The sequence below is a fragment of the Cellulophaga algicola DSM 14237 genome, assembly GCF_000186265.1.
GTDB lineage: Bacteria > Bacteroidota > Bacteroidia > Flavobacteriales > Flavobacteriaceae > Cellulophaga > Cellulophaga algicola.
Genome location: NC_014934.1, coordinates 3,038,536 through 3,060,207, shown reverse-complemented (window position 1 = coordinate 3,060,207; position 21,672 = coordinate 3,038,536). Strand labels below are relative to the sequence as shown.

Below are 21,672 nucleotides of genomic sequence, written 5' to 3'. Positions count from 1 at the left end.
CTTTATTTTTAGTAAACTGAGTTGTAAATTTTTATTCGTCTAAAAGCAAATTAAGATTTACAGTAATATTATCTCTGGTAGCTTTGCTATAAGGGCAAATTTCATGAGCTGCATTAATTAGCTCTTCTCCTTTTTCTTTATCCACAGTAGGTAAATAAGCATCTAAAGTTGCTTCGATATTAAAACCATCTTCATCTTTACCAAAACCAATAATAGCGGTAACACTAAAATCACCTAAATCATCTACTCCGTTTTCTTTAGCTACAGCTTGCAAGGCACCCGCAAAACAGGTAGAATAGGCTGCAGCGAATAATTGTTCTGGATTTGTATATTTTTCTTCGATAGGATCTTTGCCGTTCGGCATTTTCACATCTAAATCAATTAGTCCGCCTTCCGTAGTTACATGACCAGACCTACCACCTGTATTTGTTGCACTTGATTCGAATATTGTTTTCATTTCAATTTATTTTAATAGTTTAAGACCATAATATACTAATAGAACAATCACTGACGAAAAATGAATTATTAAATTTGTGTGAATGTTTAGTAAAAAGCCTTATTTTTCTATAAAACACCAATTATCTCCTTGAAAAAAAATAAAAAATCAGCTCTAGAAGAAAAAGAGGGAATACATCTTAATGCTATTTCTAATGAAGCTTCTATTGCTAGAATAAAAAACTTTAGAAAAAAACAACCGTCTGTAGCTAGCCTAATTCAAGATATTAATAGCGGAGATAAAATAGCACTAAGTAGAGCTATTACCTTAGTTGAAAGTAAGAATAGAACACATTTAGCACAAGCCAATCAAATAATTGAAGCTTGTATTTCAAATAAAAAAAACACCTTACGAGTAGGTATCACAGGAGTGCCAGGTGTAGGTAAAAGCACATTTATTGAAGCTTTAGGCAAATACCTTACGGGTATAGGTAAAAAAGTAGCTGTTCTGGCAGTAGATCCAACGAGCTCTTTAAGTAGCGGAAGTATTTTAGGAGACAAAACAAGAATGGAGGCTTTGGTTAAAGATGAGAATGCCTTTATAAGACCATCTCCTTCAGGAGATTCTTTAGGAGGCGTTGCAAGAAAAACAAGGGAATCTATTATTTTATGTGAAGCTGCCAACTTTGATGTTATTTTAATTGAAACTGTTGGTGTTGGCCAAAGTGAAACAGCAGTACATGGCATGGTCGATTTTTTTTTATTACTAAAACTTGCTGGAGCCGGAGATGAGTTACAAGGAATAAAAAGAGGCATTATGGAAATGACGGATACTATTGTCATCAATAAAGCCGACGGAAAAAATAAACAAGCAACCAAACTAGCAAGCATAGAATTTACTAGAGCCCTACACTTTTATCCGCCAAAAGAAAATGGCTGGATTCCTATGGTATTGCAATGTTCCGCTTTAGAAAACGAAGGTATTTCTGAAGTCTGGCAAACCATTATAAATTTTAAAAAAGCAACTTTAAATTCGATGTATGAAAAGAGAAAGTATCAAAATAAATTTTGGTTACTTCAAACTATAGAAGACAATCTAAAAATACGATTTTATGAAGATGATGCCATACAAGAACAACTAAAACAACTTACAGTACAGGTTATGAATGCAAAAGTGTCCCCATTTGTTGCTGCAGAGCAATTGTTGGCGATACACCAAAAGGAACTTAAATAAAAAGCATAAATTTGCAGCTTCAATTTAATTACTATGACTGTTTTAACTAACGCGCTTCTTTCTATTGTTGTTCCTTTATATAATGAAGAAGACAATGTTGTTTTACTTACCGAAAAAATCCATGAAAGTCTGGTTGGGTATTCTTATCAGATCATTTACATAGATGATTTCTCTACAGATGCAACACGCATGATGGTTAAAAAAATGAACGATAGCAAAGTTCATTTAATAGAATTAAAGAAAAACTACGGACAAAGTTTAGCCTTGGCCGCAGGAATAGATTATGCAGAAGGAGAATACATTATCACTATGGATGGCGATTTACAGAATGACCCTAGTGATATTCCTCAAATGCTTTCTTATGCGATTGAAGGAGAATATGATTTAATTACTGGTATTCGTCAAAAAAGAAAAGATTCTTTAGTAAAGAAAATCCCTTCTAAAATTGCAAATTTTTTAGTTCGTCGTGTGACTAAATTAGACATAAAGGATAATGGTTGTGCCTTAAAGGTATTTACTAAAGATATTGCAAAAGATCTAAATTTATACGGAGAAATGCATCGCTTTATAACGTTGCTAGCCTATTTAGAAGGCGCACAAATTAAGCAGGTACCTGTAAAACATCATGCAAGACATGCAGGGGTTTCTAAATATGGTTTAGAAAGAGTATTTAAAGTAATTGCAGATATGATGTTGTTATTATTCATTCGTAAATACTTTCAAAGACCTATTCACTTATTCGGAATTTTCGGAGTTTTACTTATGCTTTTAGGTGGCGCAATAAACATCTATCTACTTGTCGTTAAGTTAATGGGTGAAGATATTGGCAATCGTCCATTATTAATTTTTGGATTGATGTTTATATTGGCTGGTATTCAACTATTTACAATAGGTATTGTGATGGAATTACTAATTAGAACCTATTATGAATCACAACAGAAACGACCATACCGAATTAAAAAAATTCTTATAGGTGATAAAGCCCAATAAAAAGCTAGTAACAGCACTTAAAATTATAATTAGTGCTGTTTTACTATACTTTGTTTTTACTAAAATTAATTATACGGATGTTTTTGAAACCTTAAAAAAAACAGATCCATTATACTTAAGTTTAGCTACACTATTCTTTATCATATCTAAGGTTATTTCTGCTTTTAGAGTTAATTTATATTTTCATCAATTAAATGTATTGCTAACCCATAAAAGTAATTTGAAGCTGTATGCATTAGGTATGTTCTACAATCTATTTTTACCTGGTGGTATTGGTGGTGACGCTTACAAAGGGTACATTATTAAAAAGGAGTTCCCTGTAGACACTAAAAAAATTGTATCCGTATTAGTTTTAGATCGTTTAAGCGGTTTATTATTGCTTTTTATATACGCTTGCCTTCTTATTATTTTTCTTAAGGTAAGCTTCTTAAAAAATATTGAAATCTATGCTATTACTGCAATAGTCTTAAGCATTGTAGTTTTCTGGTTTTTAACTAAGAAATTCTTTAATTATGTGCTTTCTATTTTTTGGAAAACATTTGGATATTCTGCTTTAGTGCAATTATCTCAATTAATTAGCGTACTATTTATCTTAAAAGCATTAAACTTTGAAAGTAATACGGTGGCGTATCTTTTTATATTTTTAATATCTTCAATTGTCTCTGTTATCCCTTTAACCATAGGCGGTATAGGAAGTAGAGAACTAACGTTCTTCTATGGTGCTACCCTATTGAATTTAGACGAAAGTACATCCATAAGTATCAGTATGGTGTTTTTCTTAATTACTGCATCCGTATCGTTTATTGGCATTTACTATCACTTTAAAAAACCGAAGTTACAGACGAATCCTTAATTTACGAGGTGAATTAAGTACTTATGTTTGATTACTTTTTTACGAGTAGCCGGATTTAAAAATCTAGCTTGAAGCCTGGTTATTCTAAAATCATCCACCTCATACTGCTGATCCCAATCTAGACCAACATCTCTTAACTGCAGTAATTCATCTCCAGATATATACACCCAAGAATCTTCAATGTCTTCTAGAGCATCTATTTTTGTGATTTGAACGGGTTTCTGATTATAAAAATCTAAAGACCAGGTATGCTCTTCACTCAATTTATAAATTTTATCTACTGGAATGTTATTTTTAGCAACAACTTTAGCCATTGCAGAACCTGCCTGATACGCTAATAAATTAGGATAAAAGTGAAAGTTTAAAACGGAGTTTAACAAAAGAGAAGCTAATGATGCTATTGTTAAGACGCGAATAGCATAAGCCTCTTGCTTCAATGTAAAATAGATGCAAATTACACCTGCAACAGCAAATAAAACATAAGATATAATAGACTCAAATTCAAATACATAAAAACAGAATAATGTAGTTCCAACAAATATGAGTGCAAATATAAAATACTGAATTCCTAAGATAATTTTAATAGTTTTATCTTTTGAATGTACATTTAAGCTATGTAAATATGCTGCGGTAAGTATTGCAAATAGTGGAATTACAATATTTAAATAGTGAGGTAATTTAAATTGAGCAAAACTGATCACTATAAAAATAAATGTAATACCTCCAAGCGTTAAAAATTCGTATTTAGGATTGTATTTAAATTTAAGTTTTATAAATGTTTTTACTTTACAATAATAAGCAAATAACCCTATTAGGGTCCAGGGTAAGAAAACCCATAAAAAAGTGTGAAAAAAGAAGAAATAGTCACTACTATTTTTCCCGATTCCTTCACCACTCATACGTTCAAAACTCTGTTCCCACAGAATAAAAAATATCCCACTTCTATTGCTCTGACCGCGAATTATTTTTTCTGGATGCAGATCAAATTGTAGGTAATACGCATAAAGAATAGGCGTTATTGTAATTGCAAAAACCAAAACACCAATAAGAACGCGCCAATTGATAAACTGTATCCATTTACGCGTGTATGCTAAATGACACAATATAGGAAGCCCTAAAACTACCAATGCAATTTGCCCCTTTGTAGAAAAGGCTATACCTGCTCCAAAAGCTCCTAAAACAATATTTAAAAGGAAATTTTTATTAATATAGCTAGTCAGTTGCCAAAGCGCAAAAATTGTAAAACCGGTTAATACTGCATCTGTTCTAACATCTATTACAGATAAAACTATAGTTTGTGAGGTAAGAAAAATTAAAGCCGCAGTTTTGCCTACATATTCATTATATAATAACCTTCCTAAACCAAAACAACTATAGGCTCCTAAAAATATAGCTAGCATTCCAGGAATACGATAGGCCCAATCGTGGAGCCCAAAAATCTTGAAAGATAACGCAGCAAGCCAATAATGCATATGAGGCTTGTCTAGGTATTCATTAGTTCCCTTTATTAAATTTATAAAATCGTTTTCTTGGGCCATTCTCATGGCCATCACTGCAAATTGGGCCGAATCATTTTCAAACAACGTAGAAAATAGTCCAGCTATATATACGACACTTATAAAAAATAATAAAAGCCAATACCTTGTATTAGATATCATAAACTAAACTTCTGAGTTGCAAATATATACAACTTTATAAATAACCAACTAAAAATGAGACCAATTAGACTACCCGTTATCACATCTAATGGATAATGTACTCCAATATAAATACGACTATAAGCGACTATAAGCGCCCAAAGAAGTAGTAAATAACCTATGTTTTTATGCTTTTCTTTTAATAATTGTCCTAAAAATAGGGCAATTGCAAAGGAATTGGAAGCATGAGCAGAAAAATAGCCATATTGACCTCCGCAAGAGCTTTTAACCAAACGAACCAATGCTCCTATTTCTTCATCGTGACAAGGTCTTAAGCGCTTAAAACCATACTTAAACAAATTAGCTACTTGATCTGTAGCGGTAATCATTAGTGCAATTACGACAAGTAATAGTAGTGTTCTTTTTAAACCAAAACTTTTATAAAATAAAAAAGCTAATACGATGTAAAGCGGAATAGCGCTTAACTTATTAGTTACAAACAACCAAAAAACATCCCAAGTAGGAGTTCCTAAATGGTTTAAAAAAAGAAAAATATTTTTATCGGATTGTAAAAGCTCTTCTAGCATGAAAGTTATTCTTCGTAGCGAGCTACCTCTCTATCGTAAAAAGCAGTTGCTTGCTCTATAAGATTTTCTGCTTCTGATTCTAATTCATTTTCATCATCCGCCGTAAAATCTTCTAACCATTCTACCTCATCATTCTCCAGGTTGATTATAAATCTTGGGTACTCCGTATGTATTACGAATATTGCGGTTGGGTAATCTGTATTATCGCCTAATAAGAATTTAGGAAACTCCATAGTTAATTTTTTAAGAGGGTCAAAAATACGATTATTTGACTGAAATTGATCAATATATAGCTTCTAAAAGAAAATTATGCTGCTGCTATTTTCTTTTTTGTCTGCACATTGAACCTAATATACAATAGTATGGCCGAGGCTGTTAAACCTACTAACAATCCTATCCAAATACCTGTACTTTTTAATTCTGTGTGCAAACTTAAATAATAACTTGTCGGAAAACCAATCAACCAATACGCAATAAATGTAATAAAAGTTGGTACTACTACATCTTGCAACCCTCTTAATGCACCCAATATTACCACTTGTAAACCATCGGAAATCTGAAAGATAGCGGCAACAATTAATAATTGGGCTGCTATAGAAATCACCTCCATATTATCCGCTTGATTGGCAACATCATCTACATTTAAATAAATAGTTGGTAGCCACTGATTAAAAATAAAGAAGATCGCTGCAAATACAATCATTAATAAAAAGGTCAAGAAAAATATTGAAATTGCTATGCGCCTTAATGATTTAAAATCGGACAATCCTTTCTGGTTTCCTACGCGTATCATAGCAGCAACCCCTAATCCCATACCTACCATGAATGTCATACTAGACAGGTTTAACGCTATTTGATTTGCTGCCTGGTGATTTTTCCCTAGCACTCCGCTTAACCATACAGCAGAGGTAAATATACCTACTTCAAAAAACATTTGCAGTGCTGATGGAAAACCGAGACTAAAAATCTTTTCAATGACTCTACTTTCAAGTTTTGCAAAATTAAATCCTGTAACATAATCATGGAATTTCTTTTTACTCCTTAATAGGAGCCAAATAAATAATACCATAATTACCCGAGAAGCTAAAGTACCTATTGCTGCCCCTACGATTCCCATTTTAGGAAATCCAAAATTACCAAAAATTAAAAGGTAGTTCAGTGTTATGTTCACTACGTTTGCTATGATCGTAGCATACATAGGATATTTAGTCTGGGACAGACCATCGGAAAATTGTTTGAAGGCTTGAAAAATAATCAATGGAACTAATGATAAAGCTACTAAATCTAAATAGGGCATTGCTAACGCTACCACTTCTGGTGGTTGTTTCATTAAATGCATGACCGGTTTGGCCAACATAATGACTCCAAATAAAAACAAACCTAAAACAGTGCAGAGTAACAAACCGTGTTTTAAGGCGCTTTTTCCCTCTTGTTTTTTCCCCGCAGCATCTGCTTCTGCTACTAAAGGAGTTATTGCGGTAGAAAAGCCAATTCCCAAAGACATCGCTACGAAAACAAAACTATTCCCTAATGATACTGCAGCTAGTTCCGCAGTACCCAATTGCCCTACCATGATATTATCTGCAAGCTGAACAAATGTATGCCCCAGCATCCCCAAAATAACAGGAACCGCTAGGGTCAAATTGTATTTAAATTCTTTGGTATATTGTTGTAACAAAAGGTTATTTATTTATTGGGCGGTAAAGATACACGCTTAGTTTTTCTAAATCTTTCAATTAAAATTCTTTATTTAAATTTTAATGTTTTTTAGCCTCTTCCCAGAATACATCCATTTCTGCTAAAGTCATATCTTTTAATTCTTTCCCTAATGTTTTAGCTTTACTTTCAAGGTATTGAAACCTGCCTATAAACTTCTTATTTGTGCGTTCTAAAGCATTTTCAGGATTTATTTTTAAAAAACGAGCATAGTTTACTAGCGAGAAAAAAACATCACCAAACTCCGCCTCCATTGCATCTGCATCTTTCTTTTCAACTTCTTCATGCAACTCCTGTAATTCTTCTTGTACTTTCTCCCATACTTGTTCTGGTCGTTCCCAATCAAAACCAACCGCAGCAACCTTATCTTGTATTCTACTTGCTTTTACCAAAGCAGGCAAACCTTTTGGAACACCTTCTAAAACACTTTTTCTACCTTCCTTAAGCTTTAACTTTTCCCAGTTTTGTTTTACCTCTTCTTCATTTTCAACCTTAACATCGCCATAGATATGTGGATGCCTATGAATGAGTTTATCACAAATTTCATTGGCAACATCGGCAATATCAAAGTCATTGGTTTCACTTCCTATTTTGGCGTAAAATACGATGTGTAGCAAAACATCTCCTAATTCCTTTTTTACTTCTTGCAAATTGTTTTCAAGGATAGCGTCACCTAATTCATAGGTTTCTTCTATCGTTAAATGCCTTAAGGTTTCCATGGTTTGTTTTTTATCCCATGGACATTGCGTCCTTAATTCATCCATTATTGTTAGTAGTCTATCAAAAGCCTCTAATTGTTTTTTTCGAGAATTCATGTCCGTGTATTCTTTAAATGGTCCTTACTCTTTCTTTTGCTGCTTCAAATTCTCGAACCATATCTTCTACAATAATTTTCGCTGGTTTTATATCATGAATCAGCGACGATACTTGGCCAATTTCTAATTCACCCGCTTCCATATCTCCTTCAAACATACCGCGTTTGGCACGTGCTCTTCCTAAAAGAGCGACTAAATCATCTTTGGTAGCGCCATCTGCATATGTACGTTGCACCTCCTCGTAAAATGTATTTTTTATCAAACGTACTGGCGCTAGTTCCTTTAAAGTCAAATGTGTATCGCCTTCTCCTATTTCAACTACTTTCTCTTTAAAAGCTTGATGTGATGACGCTTCCGTACTTGCTACAAACCGACTCCCCACTTGCACTCCATCTGCTCCTAAAACCATAACTGCAAGCATAGCACTACCTGTAGCAATACCCCCTGCAGCTATTACTGGAATAGAAATTTTTTCTTTTACGGAAGGAATAAGGGTTAAGGTCGTTGTTTCATCTCTTCCATTATGACCTCCAGCTTCAAAACCTTCGGCTACAATAGCATCTACTCCTGCTTCTTGCGCTTTCAATGCAAATTTTACACTACTCACTACATGCACTACGGTAATGCCTTTTTCCTTGAAAAAAGAAGTCCACGTTTTAGGATTCCCAGCAGAGGTAAATACTATTTTCACTCCCAACTCAACAATAATATTCATGAGTTGCTCCAAATCTGGATATAACATGGGAATATTAACTGCAAAGGGTTTATCAGTAGCATTTTGACATTTAAGAATATGTTCTCGCAGGACCTCCGGATACATAGACCCGGCACCAATAATACCCAAGCCTCCGGCGTTAGAAACAGCAGAGGCTAAACGCCATCCACTGGCCCAAATCATACCTCCTTGGATAATAGGATATTGAATATCAAATAATTCTGTAATTCTATTTTGCATAGTTTATGAAATTACACCAGAACCTATCAGATCATCTTTTAGATACCAAGCTACAAATTGCCCTTCGGTTATAGCAGATTGTTTTTCTTCAAAATCTACATACATACCCCCTTCAACTTTATATAATGTTGCTTTCTGCAATTCTTGGCGGTAACGTATACGCGCCAGTACTTGTAAAGAATCATCCATTTTAAGTGCTAGATCTGTTCGTACCCAGTGCAATTCTGCATCTGAAACAAATAAGGTTCTTCTATACAAACCTGGATGGGCTTTACCTTGACCTGTATAAATAATATTTTCATCAACATCTGTTTCTATAACAAACAAAGGTTCTTTAGTACCACCAACATCTAAGCCTTTACGTTGTCCTTTGGTAAAATAATGAGCTCCTTGATGGTTCCCTACTACTTTACCATCTGTTAGATGATAAATTGGTTTCTTCGCAAAATAGGCTAATTCTTCATTTTTATTTAAAAACTCAGTAGGCGCTTCTTGAAAGTGCGCTATCGTTGAAGGAACCTCTATAATTACTCCTTTTTTCGGTTTTAATTTTTGTTGTAAAAAATCGGGCAAACGTACTTTTCCAATAAAACAAAGTCCTTGCGAGTCTTTTTTATCAGCCGTAATCAATTCATTTGCCGCAGCAATTCTACGAACCTCAGGTTTTAATAACTCCCCTACAGGAAATAGCGTTTTCGCCAACTGTTCTTGTGACAACTGACACAAAAAGTATGATTGATCTTTATTAGGATCTTCTCCCGCTAAAAGCTGATACGTTTCTGAACCATCACTATTTTTAATAATTCCTTTTTTACAGTAATGCCCAGTAGCAACATAATCTGCTCCCAATTGCAGCGCGATCTTCATAAAAACATCAAATTTTATTTCTCGATTGCAAAGCACATCTGGATTTGGCGTACGCCCTTTAGCATACTCATCAAACATATAATCAACAATACGCTCTTTATATTCCGCACTTAGATCTACGGTTTGAAAAGGAATTCCTAATTTTTCTGCAACAATCATCGCATCATTACTATCTTCTAGCCAAGGACATTCATCGGATATGGTTACGGTATCATCGTGCCAGTTTTTCATAAAAAGACCAATCACTTCATACCCTTGCTCTTTTAATAAGTAAGCAGCAACACTAGAATCAACACCACCAGAAAGGCCAACAACAACTTTTTTCATTTTTTAAATAAATAGGAGCACAAAAATACAAAATTAGATGCTCAAAAACACTTAGTCGTGCCCATGGATAATAATTTCATTGAGGGCTTTTTTATTTTAGTGACTGAATTATTAACTCCTATTACTTTTTTATTTTGTTAAAGTTTTATTAAAATAAATTAAACAAACGCAACCTTTTATAATTATTATATCTTTATATTGTTTAGCAATTAACTCAAAACACTAAACATTTATTTAAAATTAAAAATTATGAAAAACAATTTCAACTTTAAATCCGTTTTTTTAGGTCTCTTTTTATTAACTTTTGCTGCAGCATGTAATGATGATGATTCTGATGATCCGGTCGTACAAGAGTCTACTACTATAACAGCACTAGCTAGTGCAGATCCAAACTTATCTAGTTTAATAGCGGCGCTTACTGCAGCAGATGGCGGATTACCAGCTGTATTACAGGGCGATGGGCCATTTACCGTATTAGCACCAACTAATGAAGCTTTTGATGCTTTTTTGGGTGACAATACTTTACAGGACATCCCAACAGATGTATTGACACAAGTATTATTAAATCATGTAATTAGTGGTAAGATTGAAGCTGCAGATTTAGCTGCGCTTACCACCCAAGGAAACTACTACGCTTCTACTCTAGCGAATGGAGCCAAAGCAGACACGCACATGAGTATTTATTTTAAAACCGAAGGCGGCGTTACCTTTAATGGAATTTCAGAAGTTATCGATGCAGACATTCAAGCAAGTAATGGTGTAATACATAAAGTAGATGCTGTGATTACCTTACCTTCAGTCGTTGATTTTGCCTTGGCAGATGCTCGTTTTTCTTCTCTAGTAGCTGCCTTAACAGCTGATTCATCATTTGAATATGTTGCCGCTTTAAGCACCGCAAATGGTACTGCACCAGCACCATTCACTGTATTCGCGCCAACCAATGATGCGTTTACTGCGCTTTTAACAGATTTGGAATTATCACAATTGAGCGATGTTCCTGTTGCTACGCTACAAACAGTTCTAGAATTACATGTAGTTACCGGTGCCAACGTAGTTTCTACAGAATTAGCCGCCTTAGACGGTCAAACTGTAGCTACATTAGGAGGTAGTGATATCACCATTAACGCAGCACCAGCTGGAATTGTAGGACCAGGAAATGATACAACACTAAATCCTATCATTATAGCAGATGTACAAGCATCTAACGGAATTATTCACGCTATTAGCAGAGTAATTAGATAATACTTTAGATACTTCATCGGTATTATTTTAAAAAATAACAAAGAGGCTTACAACTATAATTCGTAAGCCTCTTTTTTTATACCCTATATTTTTGCGTTACAACACCACAGGTTTATTTAATATACAGAAATCGGCATTTGGCAACTATTATTTTAAAAAACTTAGTCTTTGTCGCATCTTTGAAGTCCCAAATCTTACCAAACCAACCTCAACAAAAAAGCTCCTAAGCAAGAATTAAATCTTAGCAAAGGAGCTTTTTTTATTACACTATAAATCTAGTTTACTTCTTACCTGCGTTCTTTTGAATTTCTGCCTGTTCCATCATTTCACGCATTTTACGTTGAAACTTATTTTCTTTCTTAGGCTTCTTCTTATTTTCTTGTATTTGCGCATGAATTTTAGCATCATCTAGAATAAAATTCTTTATCGCTAACATAATAAATATGGTAATTAGGTTAGAGATGAAGTAATACAAACTCAATCCACTTGCATAACTATTAAAAAATACCAACATCATTAATGGTGATAAATACATAATAAACTTCATGTTTGGCATACCTGGCTGTTGCGTCATATTCTGCCCCGTTGTCATCATCATATAAAAGAAGATAGCTATAGATGCCAAGATCGGAAACAAACTCACGTGATCTCCGTAAAAAGGTATCGTGAATGGCAATTGTGCTATTACATCATAAGACGATAAATCATCTGCCCATAAAAATGGCTTTTGACGTAGTGCAAAAGACGTTGGGAAGAACATAAACAATGCATAGAAAATTGGCATTTGAATTAAAGCCGGTATACAGCCACTTAATGGACTCACCCCTGCTTTTGTATTCAGCTTCATTGTTTCTTGCTGTTTTTTAGCTGCATTATCCTTATATTTTTCATTGATCTCTGCTATTTCAGGCTTTAGAACCTTCATTTTAGCTTGAGATAAGTATGATTTGTAGGTCACTGGAGACATCGCCAAACGCACCAATATAGTCATAATGATAATGGCTATACCTGCTGGCACCATTCCACTTAGAAAAGTAAATAAAGGAGTAAATACATACCTATTAATCAATCCAAAAATACCCCAACCAAAAGGAACAGAGTCTTCTAAGCCTAAATCTTTATATTGTGCTAAAACTTTAGCATCTGTTGGTCCATAATACCAATTCATAGCATAACTTAATTCTCCACCTTCTAATTTCAAAGGCATCTCAGAAGCATAATCTTTCATATACTTTTGAGTATGTGATTCGTCTTCTACTAAGTTTTTAGAAAATAATTTAGCCGATTCAAAAGGTTTGTTTGTCGCCAAAATTGAGCTAAAAAAATGCTGACGGTATGATAACCATTTCACATCTTTTTCAGTTTCTTCATCATCATCACTACTATCAGATAGTTTACTAATTTTACCATCTTCATGATTATACGTTAGCCTAGTATACCTATTAGAATATTTAATACTTTTAGAATGGCGAATCGCTTTTAATTTCCAATCTAAGTTAATAGGCTTAGTATTATTAATAACGCTACTTAATCCTTGAGTTTTTATAGCAAAGTCTACCAGATAGTCATCTGGTTTCATTTCATAACGGTATTCTAAAAATTGATTTTCAGAAATCTTAGCTTTCATAGAAAGCACTTGATTATCTCCGCTAGTAGTTAATGAAGGTTCAAAAAATAAATCTGCTGTATTTAATGTGCGATTATCATTGGTTGAAAAATTTAATGCAAAGGAAGCATTACCATCTTTTACTAAATAAACAGGAATTGAATCATAGGTGGTAAAATTTTTCATTTTAGCCTCTATAATTTGCCCTCCCTTATTACTAATTCTCAAGTAAACTAGATTGTTTTCTAAAACCGTTGTTTCTTCTGAAGGTTTTGTAAATCCGAAAGCACCTATTGTATTCTTATAATTTGTAACTGCTGTAGAATCTTGTAAATTTAATACAGGAGCTTTTTGTTCCGTATTCACTTCTACCTTTTCTTCTTTAGCTTTAGCATCAATTTGCTCTTGCTCTACTTTTTTTGCTGCTACCTCTTCATCTGTTGGTTGGTTTTGCCAAAACATAAAAAGCAAAATTCCAAAAATCAATACAAAACCAATTATCGACTTTACGTCTAATTTCTTTTCTTCCATTTATCACTATTAAATAAACCTTATGCTTTTATTGTGCATTTCTAGTTTCGAGTAGGTGCAAATATAGCCCCAATTCTATTATTTGTGCCATAGTGGCAGTAATCTTAAATTTTATGATCTAATGCTGCTTTTACAAAACCTACAAATAAAGGATGTGGGTTTAGCACCGTACTCTTATATTCTGGATGGTATTGAACACCTATAAACCAAGGATGACTAGGAATTTCTACAATCTCTACAAGACCTGTTTCTTTATTTACTCCTGAAGCTAACATGCCAGCTTTTTCAATTTCCTCTTTATAATCATTATTAAACTCATAACGATGACGGTGACGTTCTGCTATTTCGGTAGCACCATGGTAAATTTTACTAGCAAGGCTTCCTTTTTTCAAAGTACAATCCCAACTACCTAAACGCATGGTCCCTCCTTTATTCGTTATATTTTTCTGAGTTTCCATTAAATTAATAACAGGATGTTCGGTACTTTCAAGCATTTCTGTAGAGGTAGCATCTTTATATCCCAACACATTTCTAGAAAACTCTATAACCGCCATTTGCATTCCTAAACAAATTCCTAAAAACGGAATATTGTTTTCTCTTGCATATTGTACTGCTTTAATCTTGCCTTCTATACCTCTTTCTCCAAAACCAGGAGCAACCAAAATACCATTTAAGCCTTTTAATTTAGACTCAAAGTTTTTATCATTGATATGTTCGGAATGTATAGAACGCACATTAACTTTTACTTCGTTAACGGCTCCTGCATGAATAAACGACTCTAAGATAGATTTATAAGAATCTTGTAACTCTACATATTTACCTACTAAACCAATAGTAACTTCATGCTTAGGGTTCTTATGTTTATTTAAAAATTGATTCCATTGATCAAGGTTTGGTCGTGTAGTATCTGGCAAACCTAAACGCTGTAAGGTTACAGTATCTAAACCTTCCTCTTGCATTAGAATAGGCACATCATAAATAGTAGATGCATCTATAGATTGTATTACCGCTTCTCGTTTTACATTACAGAATAATGCAAGTTTATGCTTTATCTCATCAGAAATTTCGTGCTCTGTTCTACACACTAATATATCTGCTTTAATACCACTTTCCATTAAGGTTTTTACGGAGTGTTGCGTCGGTTTTGTTTTTAATTCACCTGCGGCAGACAAATAAGGCACCAAGGTTAAGTGAATTACAATCCCGTTATTATCACCAAGTTCCCAAAGTAATTGACGCACTGCTTCAATATATGGCAAAGACTCAATATCACCAACCGTACCCCCTATTTCAGTAATAACGATATCATAATCACCGCTTTTACCTAAAATTTGAATTCTTTCTTTAATTTCATTGGTAATGTGAGGAACCACTTGAACTGTTTTACCTAAAAACTCACCTCTACGCTCTTTTTCAATAACACTTTGGTAAATTCTACCCGTAGTCACATTATTAGCTTGAGAAGTAGTTGTATTTAAAAAACGTTCATAATGGCCAAGATCTAAATCGGTCTCCGCACCATCATCAGTTACATAACACTCCCCATGTTCATAAGGGTTTAATGTACCTGGATCAACATTTATATATGGATCTAATTTTTGAATGGTAGTTCTATACCCTCTGGCCTGCAATAACTTGGCTAGAGAAGCGGCGATAATACCTTTACCGAGTGAGGAAGTAACCCCACCGGTTACGAAAATATATTTTGTCTGTGACATGAAGCGTTTAGGTTGTTTTCTTAACGCAAGCAAAAATACAAATTGCTACCACATATATGGCTTATTGTTTAGGAAAATCTTTCTGAATTTTATAGATAAGCCCTTCTAGACCATTTATTTTAATCTCCGTCATAGCTTTTAGCAAGTCTCCCAGCTTACCTTCAGGAAATCCTTTTTGCTGAAACCATATCAAATAAGGCTCTGGAAGTGAAACCAAATAACGTCCTTTATACTTTCCAAAAGGCATCCGATAATGCGCTAACTCTATTAATTTACGTGTATCTGGTTTTATTTCCATGAAAATAATTAGTATAAAAAACCGTTTAAGTTTCTTGGGTTAAAATTATTCATTTAAAAGTAGAAATGCTTAGATTACAGCGCTAATTTGATGATTTTTTACAACTAGTCGATTAAAAAAGTTATTTTAAAATTAAAATCACATCACTATTATTAAATGTCTAAATTACATTTATTCATCAAAATAATTTATATTTGATATTCACCTGTTAAAAAAATAAAAATGGAAAGACGTAAATTCATTGGAACTGCTGCTGTAGGATCATTAGGCATTGTCTCTTGCAAAGCTGCAAATGCCCCTATAGATACTCTAAAAAAAGATTTTGTATTGAAAAACAATATCAATCACAGCGTTTGCCATTGGTGTTTTGGTAAAATTCCATTAGAAGACTTCTTAAAAACATTAAATGAACTAGGTGTAAAATCTATAGATTTAACAGGACCAGAAGAATGGCCAATACTGAAAAAATATAATATTCACGCTTCTATGTGTTGGGGTGCTGGAAAAGGAATTACTGAAGGCTGGAACGATCCAAAATTACACGAAGAATTAATTGCCGATTACGAGCAAATAATTCCTAAAGTAGCAGAAGCTGGCTATACCAATCTAATTTGTTTTAGTGGAAATAGAAATGGCATGGATGATAAGGTTGGTCTTAAAAACTGTGCAGAAGGTCTTAAAAAAATTATGCCATTGGCAGAAAAACATGGTGTGGTACTTCAAATGGAACTCCTTAATTCTAAAATTAATCATGAAGATTATATGTGTGATACTTCTGCATGGGGCATAGAATTATGCAAAGCAATAAATTCTGAAAGCTTTAAATTGCTTTTTGATATTTATCACATGCAAATTATGGAGGGTGATATTATTCGCACTATACAAGATAACCACCAGTATTTTGGGCACTACCATACCGCTGGAGTTCCTGGAAGGAATGAAGTTGATGAATCACAAGAATTATACTACCCAGCAATTATGCGTGCAATTTTAGCAACAGGATTTACCGGGCACGTTGCACAAGAGTTTCTTCCAAAAAAAGATGATAAAATAGATTCCCTTAAGCAAGGCTTTCTAATATGCGATGTCTAATAGACATCACATATTAGATTAGTCCTTCAATAGTTTATTAAGTCTAATTTCCCAAATTACCTGTTGCTCTCGGTTGCGAGAAAAATTAGTTTCAGCATCATATAGATTCTGGTACTCATTAAGGTCTGTATTAATTTGATTGTAAATAGCCTTTACTTCCGCTTTCGCTTTATTTGTAAAGGTGGCTTTATTCAAACGTTCTAAGAATTTTCTGGCATACAACTCAGTAATGTCGAAATGCAACTGCTCATGTTTTAAAATTACAGTATCACATACTTCTGGACGGTACCATGATTCATTTGGATAAAAATGAGATTTTACTTCAAAATTAACCTCAACAACAGCATCATTTTTCCGAAGCGTAGAAAAACTATACGTTAATCCACTTGCGGTTACAGCAGCTGCTCTAGTATTGGTAGGTTCTCCTTTAAAATCTGCCCAACTCAATTTTGTATTAGCATCCCAAAGGATAATTTCCTCTTCTTGAGCCGAAAGTGGCAAGATAAATAACACAAAAAAGAATGGTATAATTCTTATAAATCCCAATGAAACGTAATTACTTTTTCAATAGCTGGATGCAGACTAAAGTGCACTGGACATGTATTTGCGGTATGCTCTAGAATCTTTCTGTTCTTATCAGAAATAGCACTAGGTAAATTTAGCACAACTTCAATTTTAGAAATCCTTCTTGGTTCAGTGGCCATATGCTTGGTTACGCCTGCTGTAGCTCCTTTTAGATCTACCGCTAAACCGTTAGCCTTAATTCCCATCATTGTCATCATGCAACTTGCTAAACCTGTTGCAACTGTATCTGTAGGAGAGAAAGCCTGACCTAATCCATTATTATCTACTGGAGCATCTGTAGCAAAAATATCTCCTGAAGCTAAATGCTCACAACTATTTCTTAAACCTCCTAAATAAGTAACTTTTGCTGTCATTTTTAATCTAATTGTTTTATCCACATCTCATCATAAGCCATAATATAACTAGAGTGATTACGGTAACCTGCAGCACCCTCTCTTGTATAATTAAACTTATTAGCACTGTATTTTGTTTCTCCAACAAACTTTGAAGCCTCAAAAAGATTCTGTTTGTACGCTAATTTCAATAAAACATCAAACGTAATATCAAAACCTCTACGTGCAAATTTATCTGGAGATTTCCCTTTATTCATTCTCTTATAAGCTGACTCAAAAGAATCATTTTTATCTTCTCCATCAACAGAAGGGTAAGTGAATGATAAATAAGAAAGATGCGTATGGTTTATTTTATCACTATCAAAAGCTTTTCCTTTATTCGTGGTAAATACACGAATTTTTCTTTTATCTGTAATAGAAGCATTCAATACAGAAATTACACTATTAATAGTGTTTAACTGATCTGTTTCTAAGAAAACCCAATTCTCTTGACTAGAAGAGAGTAAAGCTACAATCTTATTTTTCATTGCATATTTCTCTACCAATTGTAAAGACTTTGCATTTGGAAATTCTTTAACAATCAATTCCTTTGTTGCTTTATGCTCATCATCAGCGATAACCACTATATTTTCGGTTCCTACATTTTCTTTTACATAAGAAAACATATGCTTCATCAAATCGGTATCAGAAGGTACGGTATAAAATACATTAGAAAGACTAATATCGCTTTTAGCTGGTAACGGAGCTATTACCGGAATTTGGTTTTGACCGACACGTACCGCAACCTCTTGTAATGACTGAGAATCTAAAGGACCTATTACAGCATCCGCATTTTTAAGTTCTGGCTTAGCCAATAATGCTCTAGTTTTTTCGACACTTTTCTCAGTATCAAAAACAGAAACATTCACTGTAAGCCCTAATTTTTTTATAGAATCTAAGGCAACTAATGCACCACTATATAAACCCAAACTATAATTAGCATCCTTTCTTTTAACAATGGCATCGCTTGCTGAAGATTTATTATCAACATTTATCATATCCAATCTAAACGGTAATAAAAACACCAAGTTAGGCTTTGTAGAAAGATTCATTTTACTAACAAGGTCTACGTTTTCTATTATCAAGGAATTTTTCACTTCAAAATCGCCATTGCTATCTTTTGGGATTTTTAAAACCATTCCAGCTTTTAGTCCATTTTGAAGCTCAGGGTTTAACGCCAGCAATTCTTTGTAAGATAGGCCTAGTTTTCTATTTAAAGAATATTCTCCTTCGCCTTGTTTAACTTCATAAAAATTAAAGTTCTCTGTATTAACAGACTTTTTATCTGTTTTTTTCTGTGGTATTCTAATGACCATCCCTTCTTGCAATCCTCTATCTTTTACTTCAGGGTTTAATGCCTTAATCTCTGCTTCTGTAGCTCCAAATTCTTTTTCAATAGCATAAAATCCTTTTTTAGGAGGAACGGTATAAGAAATAAATAGTTGTGAAGTTTGATCTGCAATAGTACTCCCCGCTTTTTTAGGCAAACGCAACTCCTGACCAGAGGCCAAATAGGTATCTAGTTTAGATAAGTCCGGATTAAGCACCAAAAGACTATCAATTGTAATACCGTATTTATTAACGATAGACCATCTAGTTTCCTTTGGTTTTACCGTATACATTTCAAAAAGACCATTATCAAAAGGATTATCTTCTGGTTTCATCTTTTTAAACTTAGGAATTTTCAAAGTCATTCCTTTTTTAAGTTGCACAGAATACAACTCTTTATTGTATTTTTTTATCGCATCTTGACTTACATCAAATTTTTCTGATAAACGAAAAAGATTATCTTTTCTCTTTACTTTATAAGATATAAAACTCGTTGGCTCCTCTTGTACAATAATGATACTTTTACTTTCATCTGTACCATTACCAGCCGTAGTTTTTACCGTAACCCCTTTTGAATCTGCCGCTTTAGCGTCTAAAGGAATAATCAAGATGGTATTCGGTTTTAATTCCGCTACATTCTTTATTTCCTTATTCAGATTTAAAATACGTTCAGGAGTTGTTTTATACTGTGTAGAAATACTATGAATAGTTTCTCCTTTTTTCACAGCATGTGTTGTGAATTTTTGAGCAACTGCCGAAAAGCTTACCAACAAAACTACTAGTGTTGACAAAAAATATTTCGCGAATGGTCTCTGCATCTTACTATATTTTCTTTAGTGTTGATTTTATTTCTTTCAAATAGAAATTACTACTTATCAAGTTTAAGTAATCATACCTATTTAAATAAACATTTTAAATCAGATTATGTTATTATTAGTACTTTAAATTTTATTCCCACTCAATAGTTGCTGGTGGCTTTGAACTGATGTCATATACCACTCTATTTACCCCTCTAACCTTATTGATAATATCATTAGAAGTCTTTTGCAAAAACTCATATGGTAAATTTACCCAATCAGCAGTCATGCCATCGGTACTTTCTACAGCGCGTAAAGCTACACATTTTTCATAAGTTCTCTCATCTCCCATTACCCCTACACTATTTACGGGTAAAAGCATTGCACCAGCTTGCCAAACTTTATCATAAAGCCCTGCGCTCTTTAATCCATTTATAAAAATAGCATCTACTTCTTGCAAAATTGCTACTTTTTCTCGGGTAATATCTCCAAGAATTCTGATGGCTAATCCAGGACCAGGAAAAGGGTGTCTTCCTAATAACAAAGGATCTAATCCCATACTTGCTCCTACTCTACGCACCTCATCTTTAAATAACATACGAAGTGGCTCTACTACACTTAATTTCATAAAGTCTGGTAATCCCCCTACATTATGATGACTTTTTATGGTTGCAGATGGTCCTCCTGTAGCAGAAACAGATTCTATTACATCAGGATAAATAGTTCCTTGAGCCAACCACTTTGCATTTTCTACTAAATGTGATTCATCATCAAAAACCTCAATAAATACACGCCCAATTATTTTACGTTTTTTCTCTGGATCACTCTCTCCTGCTAATTCATCCAAAAAGCGTGCCGAAGCATCTACTCCTTTAACGTTAAGTCCCATTCCTTCGTATTGCTCCAACACACTTGGAAACTCATCTTTACGAAGCAATCCATTATTCACGAAGATGCAGTGCAAATTTTTTCCAATTGCTTTATGTAATAACATCGCTGCTACTGAAGAATCTACACCTCCAGAAAGACCTAATATAACTTTATCGGTACCGATTTTTGCTTTTAAATCTGCTACTGTAGTCTCTACAAATGAATCTGGTGTCCAGGTTTGCGCTACTTTAGCTATATGTACTAAAAAGTTTTCTAATAATTGTTTCCCGTCTTTAGAATGATATACTTCTGGATGAAATTGAATTGCATAAGTATCTTCACCTTCCAACCGGTATGCAGCATTTTCAACATCATCAGTACTTGCTAAACGGGTTGCATTTGCTGGTAATTCTTTTATAGTATCTGAATGACTCATCCAAACTTGACTCCCTACATTAATCTTATCAAAGAAAGCTTCGTCAGATTTTACGAACGATAAATTAGCTCTACCATACTCTCTAGTATTTGATGGCGCTACATTACCCCCTTGAAAATGTGCTAAATATTGCGCTCCGTAGCAAACTGCCAACATTGGCTTCTTACCTTGTATCCCAGATAAATCTGGATGCGGAGCGTCTTCTGCTCTCACTGAAAAAGGAGAGCCAGAAAGTATCACTGCTTTATAGGTTGATAAATCTTCTGGGAGTTTATTGTAAGGTTTAATCTCACAAAAAATATTAAGCTCTCTAACTCTTCTAGCTATGAGTTGTGTGTACTGAGAACCAAAATCTAAAATCAGGACGTTATTTTGCATCCG

The 21,672-nt window shown here is 33.9% G+C and carries 20 protein-coding genes; 5 read left to right on the top strand and 15 right to left on the bottom strand.

The features are described 5' to 3' along the window. Positions 1–31: 31 nt before the first annotated feature. Entirely contained in the window at positions 32–457 is a 426-nt protein-coding gene (locus CELAL_RS13220) for an organic hydroperoxide resistance protein (RefSeq protein ID WP_013551402.1), read from the bottom strand. Positions 458–586: 129 nt separating this feature from the next. Here CELAL_RS13220 and meaB point away from each other — a divergent pair, with 129 nt between their 5' ends. From meaB to CELAL_RS13205, 3 genes are read left to right on the top strand one after another with little or no spacing between them, the layout of a single operon-like run. Beyond that, a complete protein-coding gene (gene meaB, locus CELAL_RS13215; RefSeq protein WP_013551401.1) occupies positions 587–1,669 on the top strand; it encodes a methylmalonyl Co-A mutase-associated GTPase MeaB in 1,083 nt (360 codons plus the stop codon). 33 nt (positions 1,670–1,702) lie between these two features. After that, the gene (locus CELAL_RS13210) at positions 1,703–2,659 is read left to right on the top strand and encodes a glycosyltransferase family 2 protein (protein WP_013551400.1); all 957 of its coding nucleotides are present in this window, start codon (positions 1,703–1,705) and stop codon (positions 2,657–2,659) included. Next, positions 2,643–3,512, top strand: a complete 870-nt coding sequence (locus CELAL_RS13205) for a lysylphosphatidylglycerol synthase transmembrane domain-containing protein (protein WP_013551399.1) — start codon at positions 2,643–2,645, stop codon at positions 3,510–3,512. Before CELAL_RS13210 ends, CELAL_RS13205 begins: the two co-directional genes overlap by 17 nt. Here CELAL_RS13205 and CELAL_RS13200 read toward each other — a convergent pair. From CELAL_RS13200 to mnmA, 7 genes are all read right to left on the bottom strand, one after another. Continuing rightward, positions 3,509–5,170, bottom strand: coding sequence for an ArnT family glycosyltransferase (locus CELAL_RS13200; RefSeq protein WP_013551398.1), 1,662 nt, complete (start codon positions 5,168–5,170; stop codon positions 3,509–3,511). The genes CELAL_RS13205 and CELAL_RS13200 overlap by 4 nt on opposite strands. Further along, positions 5,167–5,736, bottom strand: a complete 570-nt coding sequence (locus CELAL_RS13195; RefSeq protein ID WP_013551397.1) for a phosphatase PAP2 family protein — start codon at positions 5,734–5,736, stop codon at positions 5,167–5,169. Before CELAL_RS13195 ends, CELAL_RS13200 begins: the two co-directional genes overlap by 4 nt. Positions 5,737–5,741: 5 nt before the next feature. Then, positions 5,742–5,969, bottom strand: a complete 228-nt coding sequence (locus CELAL_RS13190; RefSeq protein ID WP_013551396.1) for a hypothetical protein — start codon at positions 5,967–5,969, stop codon at positions 5,742–5,744. A 74-nt stretch (positions 5,970–6,043) separates the two neighbouring features. Then, a complete protein-coding gene (locus tag CELAL_RS13185; RefSeq protein ID WP_013551395.1) occupies positions 6,044–7,414 on the bottom strand; it encodes an MATE family efflux transporter in 1,371 nt (456 codons plus the stop codon). 79 nt (positions 7,415–7,493) lie between these two features. After that, positions 7,494–8,267, bottom strand: coding sequence for a nucleoside triphosphate pyrophosphohydrolase (gene mazG, locus CELAL_RS13180; RefSeq protein WP_013551394.1), 774 nt, complete (start codon positions 8,265–8,267; stop codon positions 7,494–7,496). Positions 8,268–8,280: 13 nt separating this feature from the next. Beyond that, positions 8,281–9,222: an NAD(P)H-dependent flavin oxidoreductase gene (locus CELAL_RS13175; protein ID WP_013551393.1), complete on the bottom strand. Its 942-nt coding sequence runs from the start codon at positions 9,220–9,222 to the stop codon at positions 8,281–8,283. 3 nt (positions 9,223–9,225) lie between these two features. Further along, the gene (mnmA, locus tag CELAL_RS13170) at positions 9,226–10,416 is read right to left on the bottom strand and encodes a tRNA 2-thiouridine(34) synthase MnmA (RefSeq protein ID WP_013551392.1); all 1,191 of its coding nucleotides are present in this window, start codon (positions 10,414–10,416) and stop codon (positions 9,226–9,228) included. Positions 10,417–10,665: 249 nt separating this feature from the next. On the opposite strand from mnmA, the gene CELAL_RS13165 reads away from it, so the two are divergent. Then, positions 10,666–11,658: a fasciclin domain-containing protein gene (locus CELAL_RS13165; RefSeq protein WP_013551391.1), complete on the top strand. Its 993-nt coding sequence runs from the start codon at positions 10,666–10,668 to the stop codon at positions 11,656–11,658. 280 nt (positions 11,659–11,938) lie between these two features. Here the strand turns inward: CELAL_RS13165 and yidC are convergent, their stop codons facing one another. The 3 genes from yidC to CELAL_RS13150 all read right to left on the bottom strand — a co-directional run bounded on the left by yidC (position 11,939) and on the right by CELAL_RS13150 (position 15,811). After that, positions 11,939–13,795: a membrane protein insertase YidC gene (gene yidC / locus CELAL_RS13160; RefSeq protein ID WP_013551390.1), complete on the bottom strand. Its 1,857-nt coding sequence runs from the start codon at positions 13,793–13,795 to the stop codon at positions 11,939–11,941. A gap of 104 nt (positions 13,796–13,899) precedes the next feature. Beyond that, a complete protein-coding gene (locus CELAL_RS13155) occupies positions 13,900–15,513 on the bottom strand; it encodes a CTP synthase (protein ID WP_013551389.1) in 1,614 nt (537 codons plus the stop codon). A gap of 61 nt (positions 15,514–15,574) precedes the next feature. Then, positions 15,575–15,811 carry a DUF3820 family protein gene (locus tag CELAL_RS13150; protein ID WP_013551388.1) on the bottom strand — a complete coding sequence of 79 codons (237 nt, stop codon included), beginning with the start codon at positions 15,809–15,811 and terminating at the stop codon, positions 15,575–15,577. Between the two features lie 222 nt (positions 15,812–16,033). On the opposite strand from CELAL_RS13150, the gene CELAL_RS13145 reads away from it, so the two are divergent. Continuing rightward, on the top strand, positions 16,034–16,903 hold the full coding sequence (locus tag CELAL_RS13145) for a hydroxypyruvate isomerase family protein (RefSeq protein ID WP_013551387.1): 870 nt from the start codon (positions 16,034–16,036) through the stop codon (positions 16,901–16,903). An 18-nt stretch (positions 16,904–16,921) separates the two neighbouring features. Here the strand turns inward: CELAL_RS13145 and CELAL_RS13140 are convergent, their stop codons facing one another. The 4 genes from CELAL_RS13140 to guaA form a co-directional block, all read right to left on the bottom strand. Next, complete coding sequence (locus CELAL_RS13140; protein ID WP_013551386.1) at positions 16,922–17,449, bottom strand: DUF922 domain-containing protein; 528 nt, start codon at positions 17,447–17,449, stop codon at positions 16,922–16,924. Then, positions 17,437–17,841 (bottom strand): OsmC family protein, encoded by a 405-nt coding sequence (locus CELAL_RS13135; protein ID WP_013551385.1) that lies wholly within the window; start codon positions 17,839–17,841, stop codon positions 17,437–17,439. Before CELAL_RS13135 ends, CELAL_RS13140 begins: the two co-directional genes overlap by 13 nt. A 2-nt stretch (positions 17,842–17,843) precedes the next feature. Further along, positions 17,844–20,006 carry a LysM peptidoglycan-binding domain-containing protein gene (locus tag CELAL_RS13130; protein WP_013551384.1) on the bottom strand — a complete coding sequence of 721 codons (2,163 nt, stop codon included), beginning with the start codon at positions 20,004–20,006 and terminating at the stop codon, positions 17,844–17,846. A 130-nt stretch (positions 20,007–20,136) separates the two neighbouring features. Next, the gene (guaA, locus tag CELAL_RS13125) at positions 20,137–21,669 is read right to left on the bottom strand and encodes a glutamine-hydrolyzing GMP synthase (protein WP_013551383.1); all 1,533 of its coding nucleotides are present in this window, start codon (positions 21,667–21,669) and stop codon (positions 20,137–20,139) included. Between the last annotated feature and the right edge of the window lie 3 nt (positions 21,670–21,672).

Coding starts and splice junctions, on each gene's coding strand:
- CELAL_RS13175 (WP_013551393.1), bottom strand. CDS start 9,222: ATGCAAAATAGAATTACAGAATTATTTGATATTCAATATCCTATTATC.
- CELAL_RS13145 (WP_013551387.1), top strand. CDS start 16,034: ATGGAAAGACGTAAATTCATTGGAACTGCTGCTGTAGGATCATTAGGC.
- CELAL_RS13165 (WP_013551391.1), top strand. CDS start 10,666: ATGAAAAACAATTTCAACTTTAAATCCGTTTTTTTAGGTCTCTTTTTA.
- yidC (WP_013551390.1), bottom strand. CDS start 13,795: ATGGAAGAAAAGAAATTAGACGTAAAGTCGATAATTGGTTTTGTATTG.
- mnmA (WP_013551392.1), bottom strand. CDS start 10,416: ATGAAAAAAGTTGTTGTTGGCCTTTCTGGTGGTGTTGATTCTAGTGTT.
- CELAL_RS13210 (WP_013551400.1), top strand. CDS start 1,703: ATGACTGTTTTAACTAACGCGCTTCTTTCTATTGTTGTTCCTTTATAT.
- CELAL_RS13195 (WP_013551397.1), bottom strand. CDS start 5,736: ATGCTAGAAGAGCTTTTACAATCCGATAAAAATATTTTTCTTTTTTTA.
- CELAL_RS13190 (WP_013551396.1), bottom strand. CDS start 5,969: ATGGAGTTTCCTAAATTCTTATTAGGCGATAATACAGATTACCCAACC.
- CELAL_RS13150 (WP_013551388.1), bottom strand. CDS start 15,811: ATGGAAATAAAACCAGATACACGTAAATTAATAGAGTTAGCGCATTAT.
- CELAL_RS13220 (WP_013551402.1), bottom strand. CDS start 457: ATGAAAACAATATTCGAATCAAGTGCAACAAATACAGGTGGTAGGTCT.
- CELAL_RS13130 (WP_013551384.1), bottom strand. CDS start 20,006: ATGCAGAGACCATTCGCGAAATATTTTTTGTCAACACTAGTAGTTTTG.
- CELAL_RS13200 (WP_013551398.1), bottom strand. CDS start 5,170: ATGATATCTAATACAAGGTATTGGCTTTTATTATTTTTTATAAGTGTC.
- CELAL_RS13155 (WP_013551389.1), bottom strand. CDS start 15,513: ATGTCACAGACAAAATATATTTTCGTAACCGGTGGGGTTACTTCCTCA.
- guaA (WP_013551383.1), bottom strand. CDS start 21,669: ATGCAAAATAACGTCCTGATTTTAGATTTTGGTTCTCAGTACACACAA.
- mazG (WP_013551394.1), bottom strand. CDS start 8,267: ATGAATTCTCGAAAAAAACAATTAGAGGCTTTTGATAGACTACTAACA.
- CELAL_RS13135 (WP_013551385.1), bottom strand. CDS start 17,841: ATGACAGCAAAAGTTACTTATTTAGGAGGTTTAAGAAATAGTTGTGAG.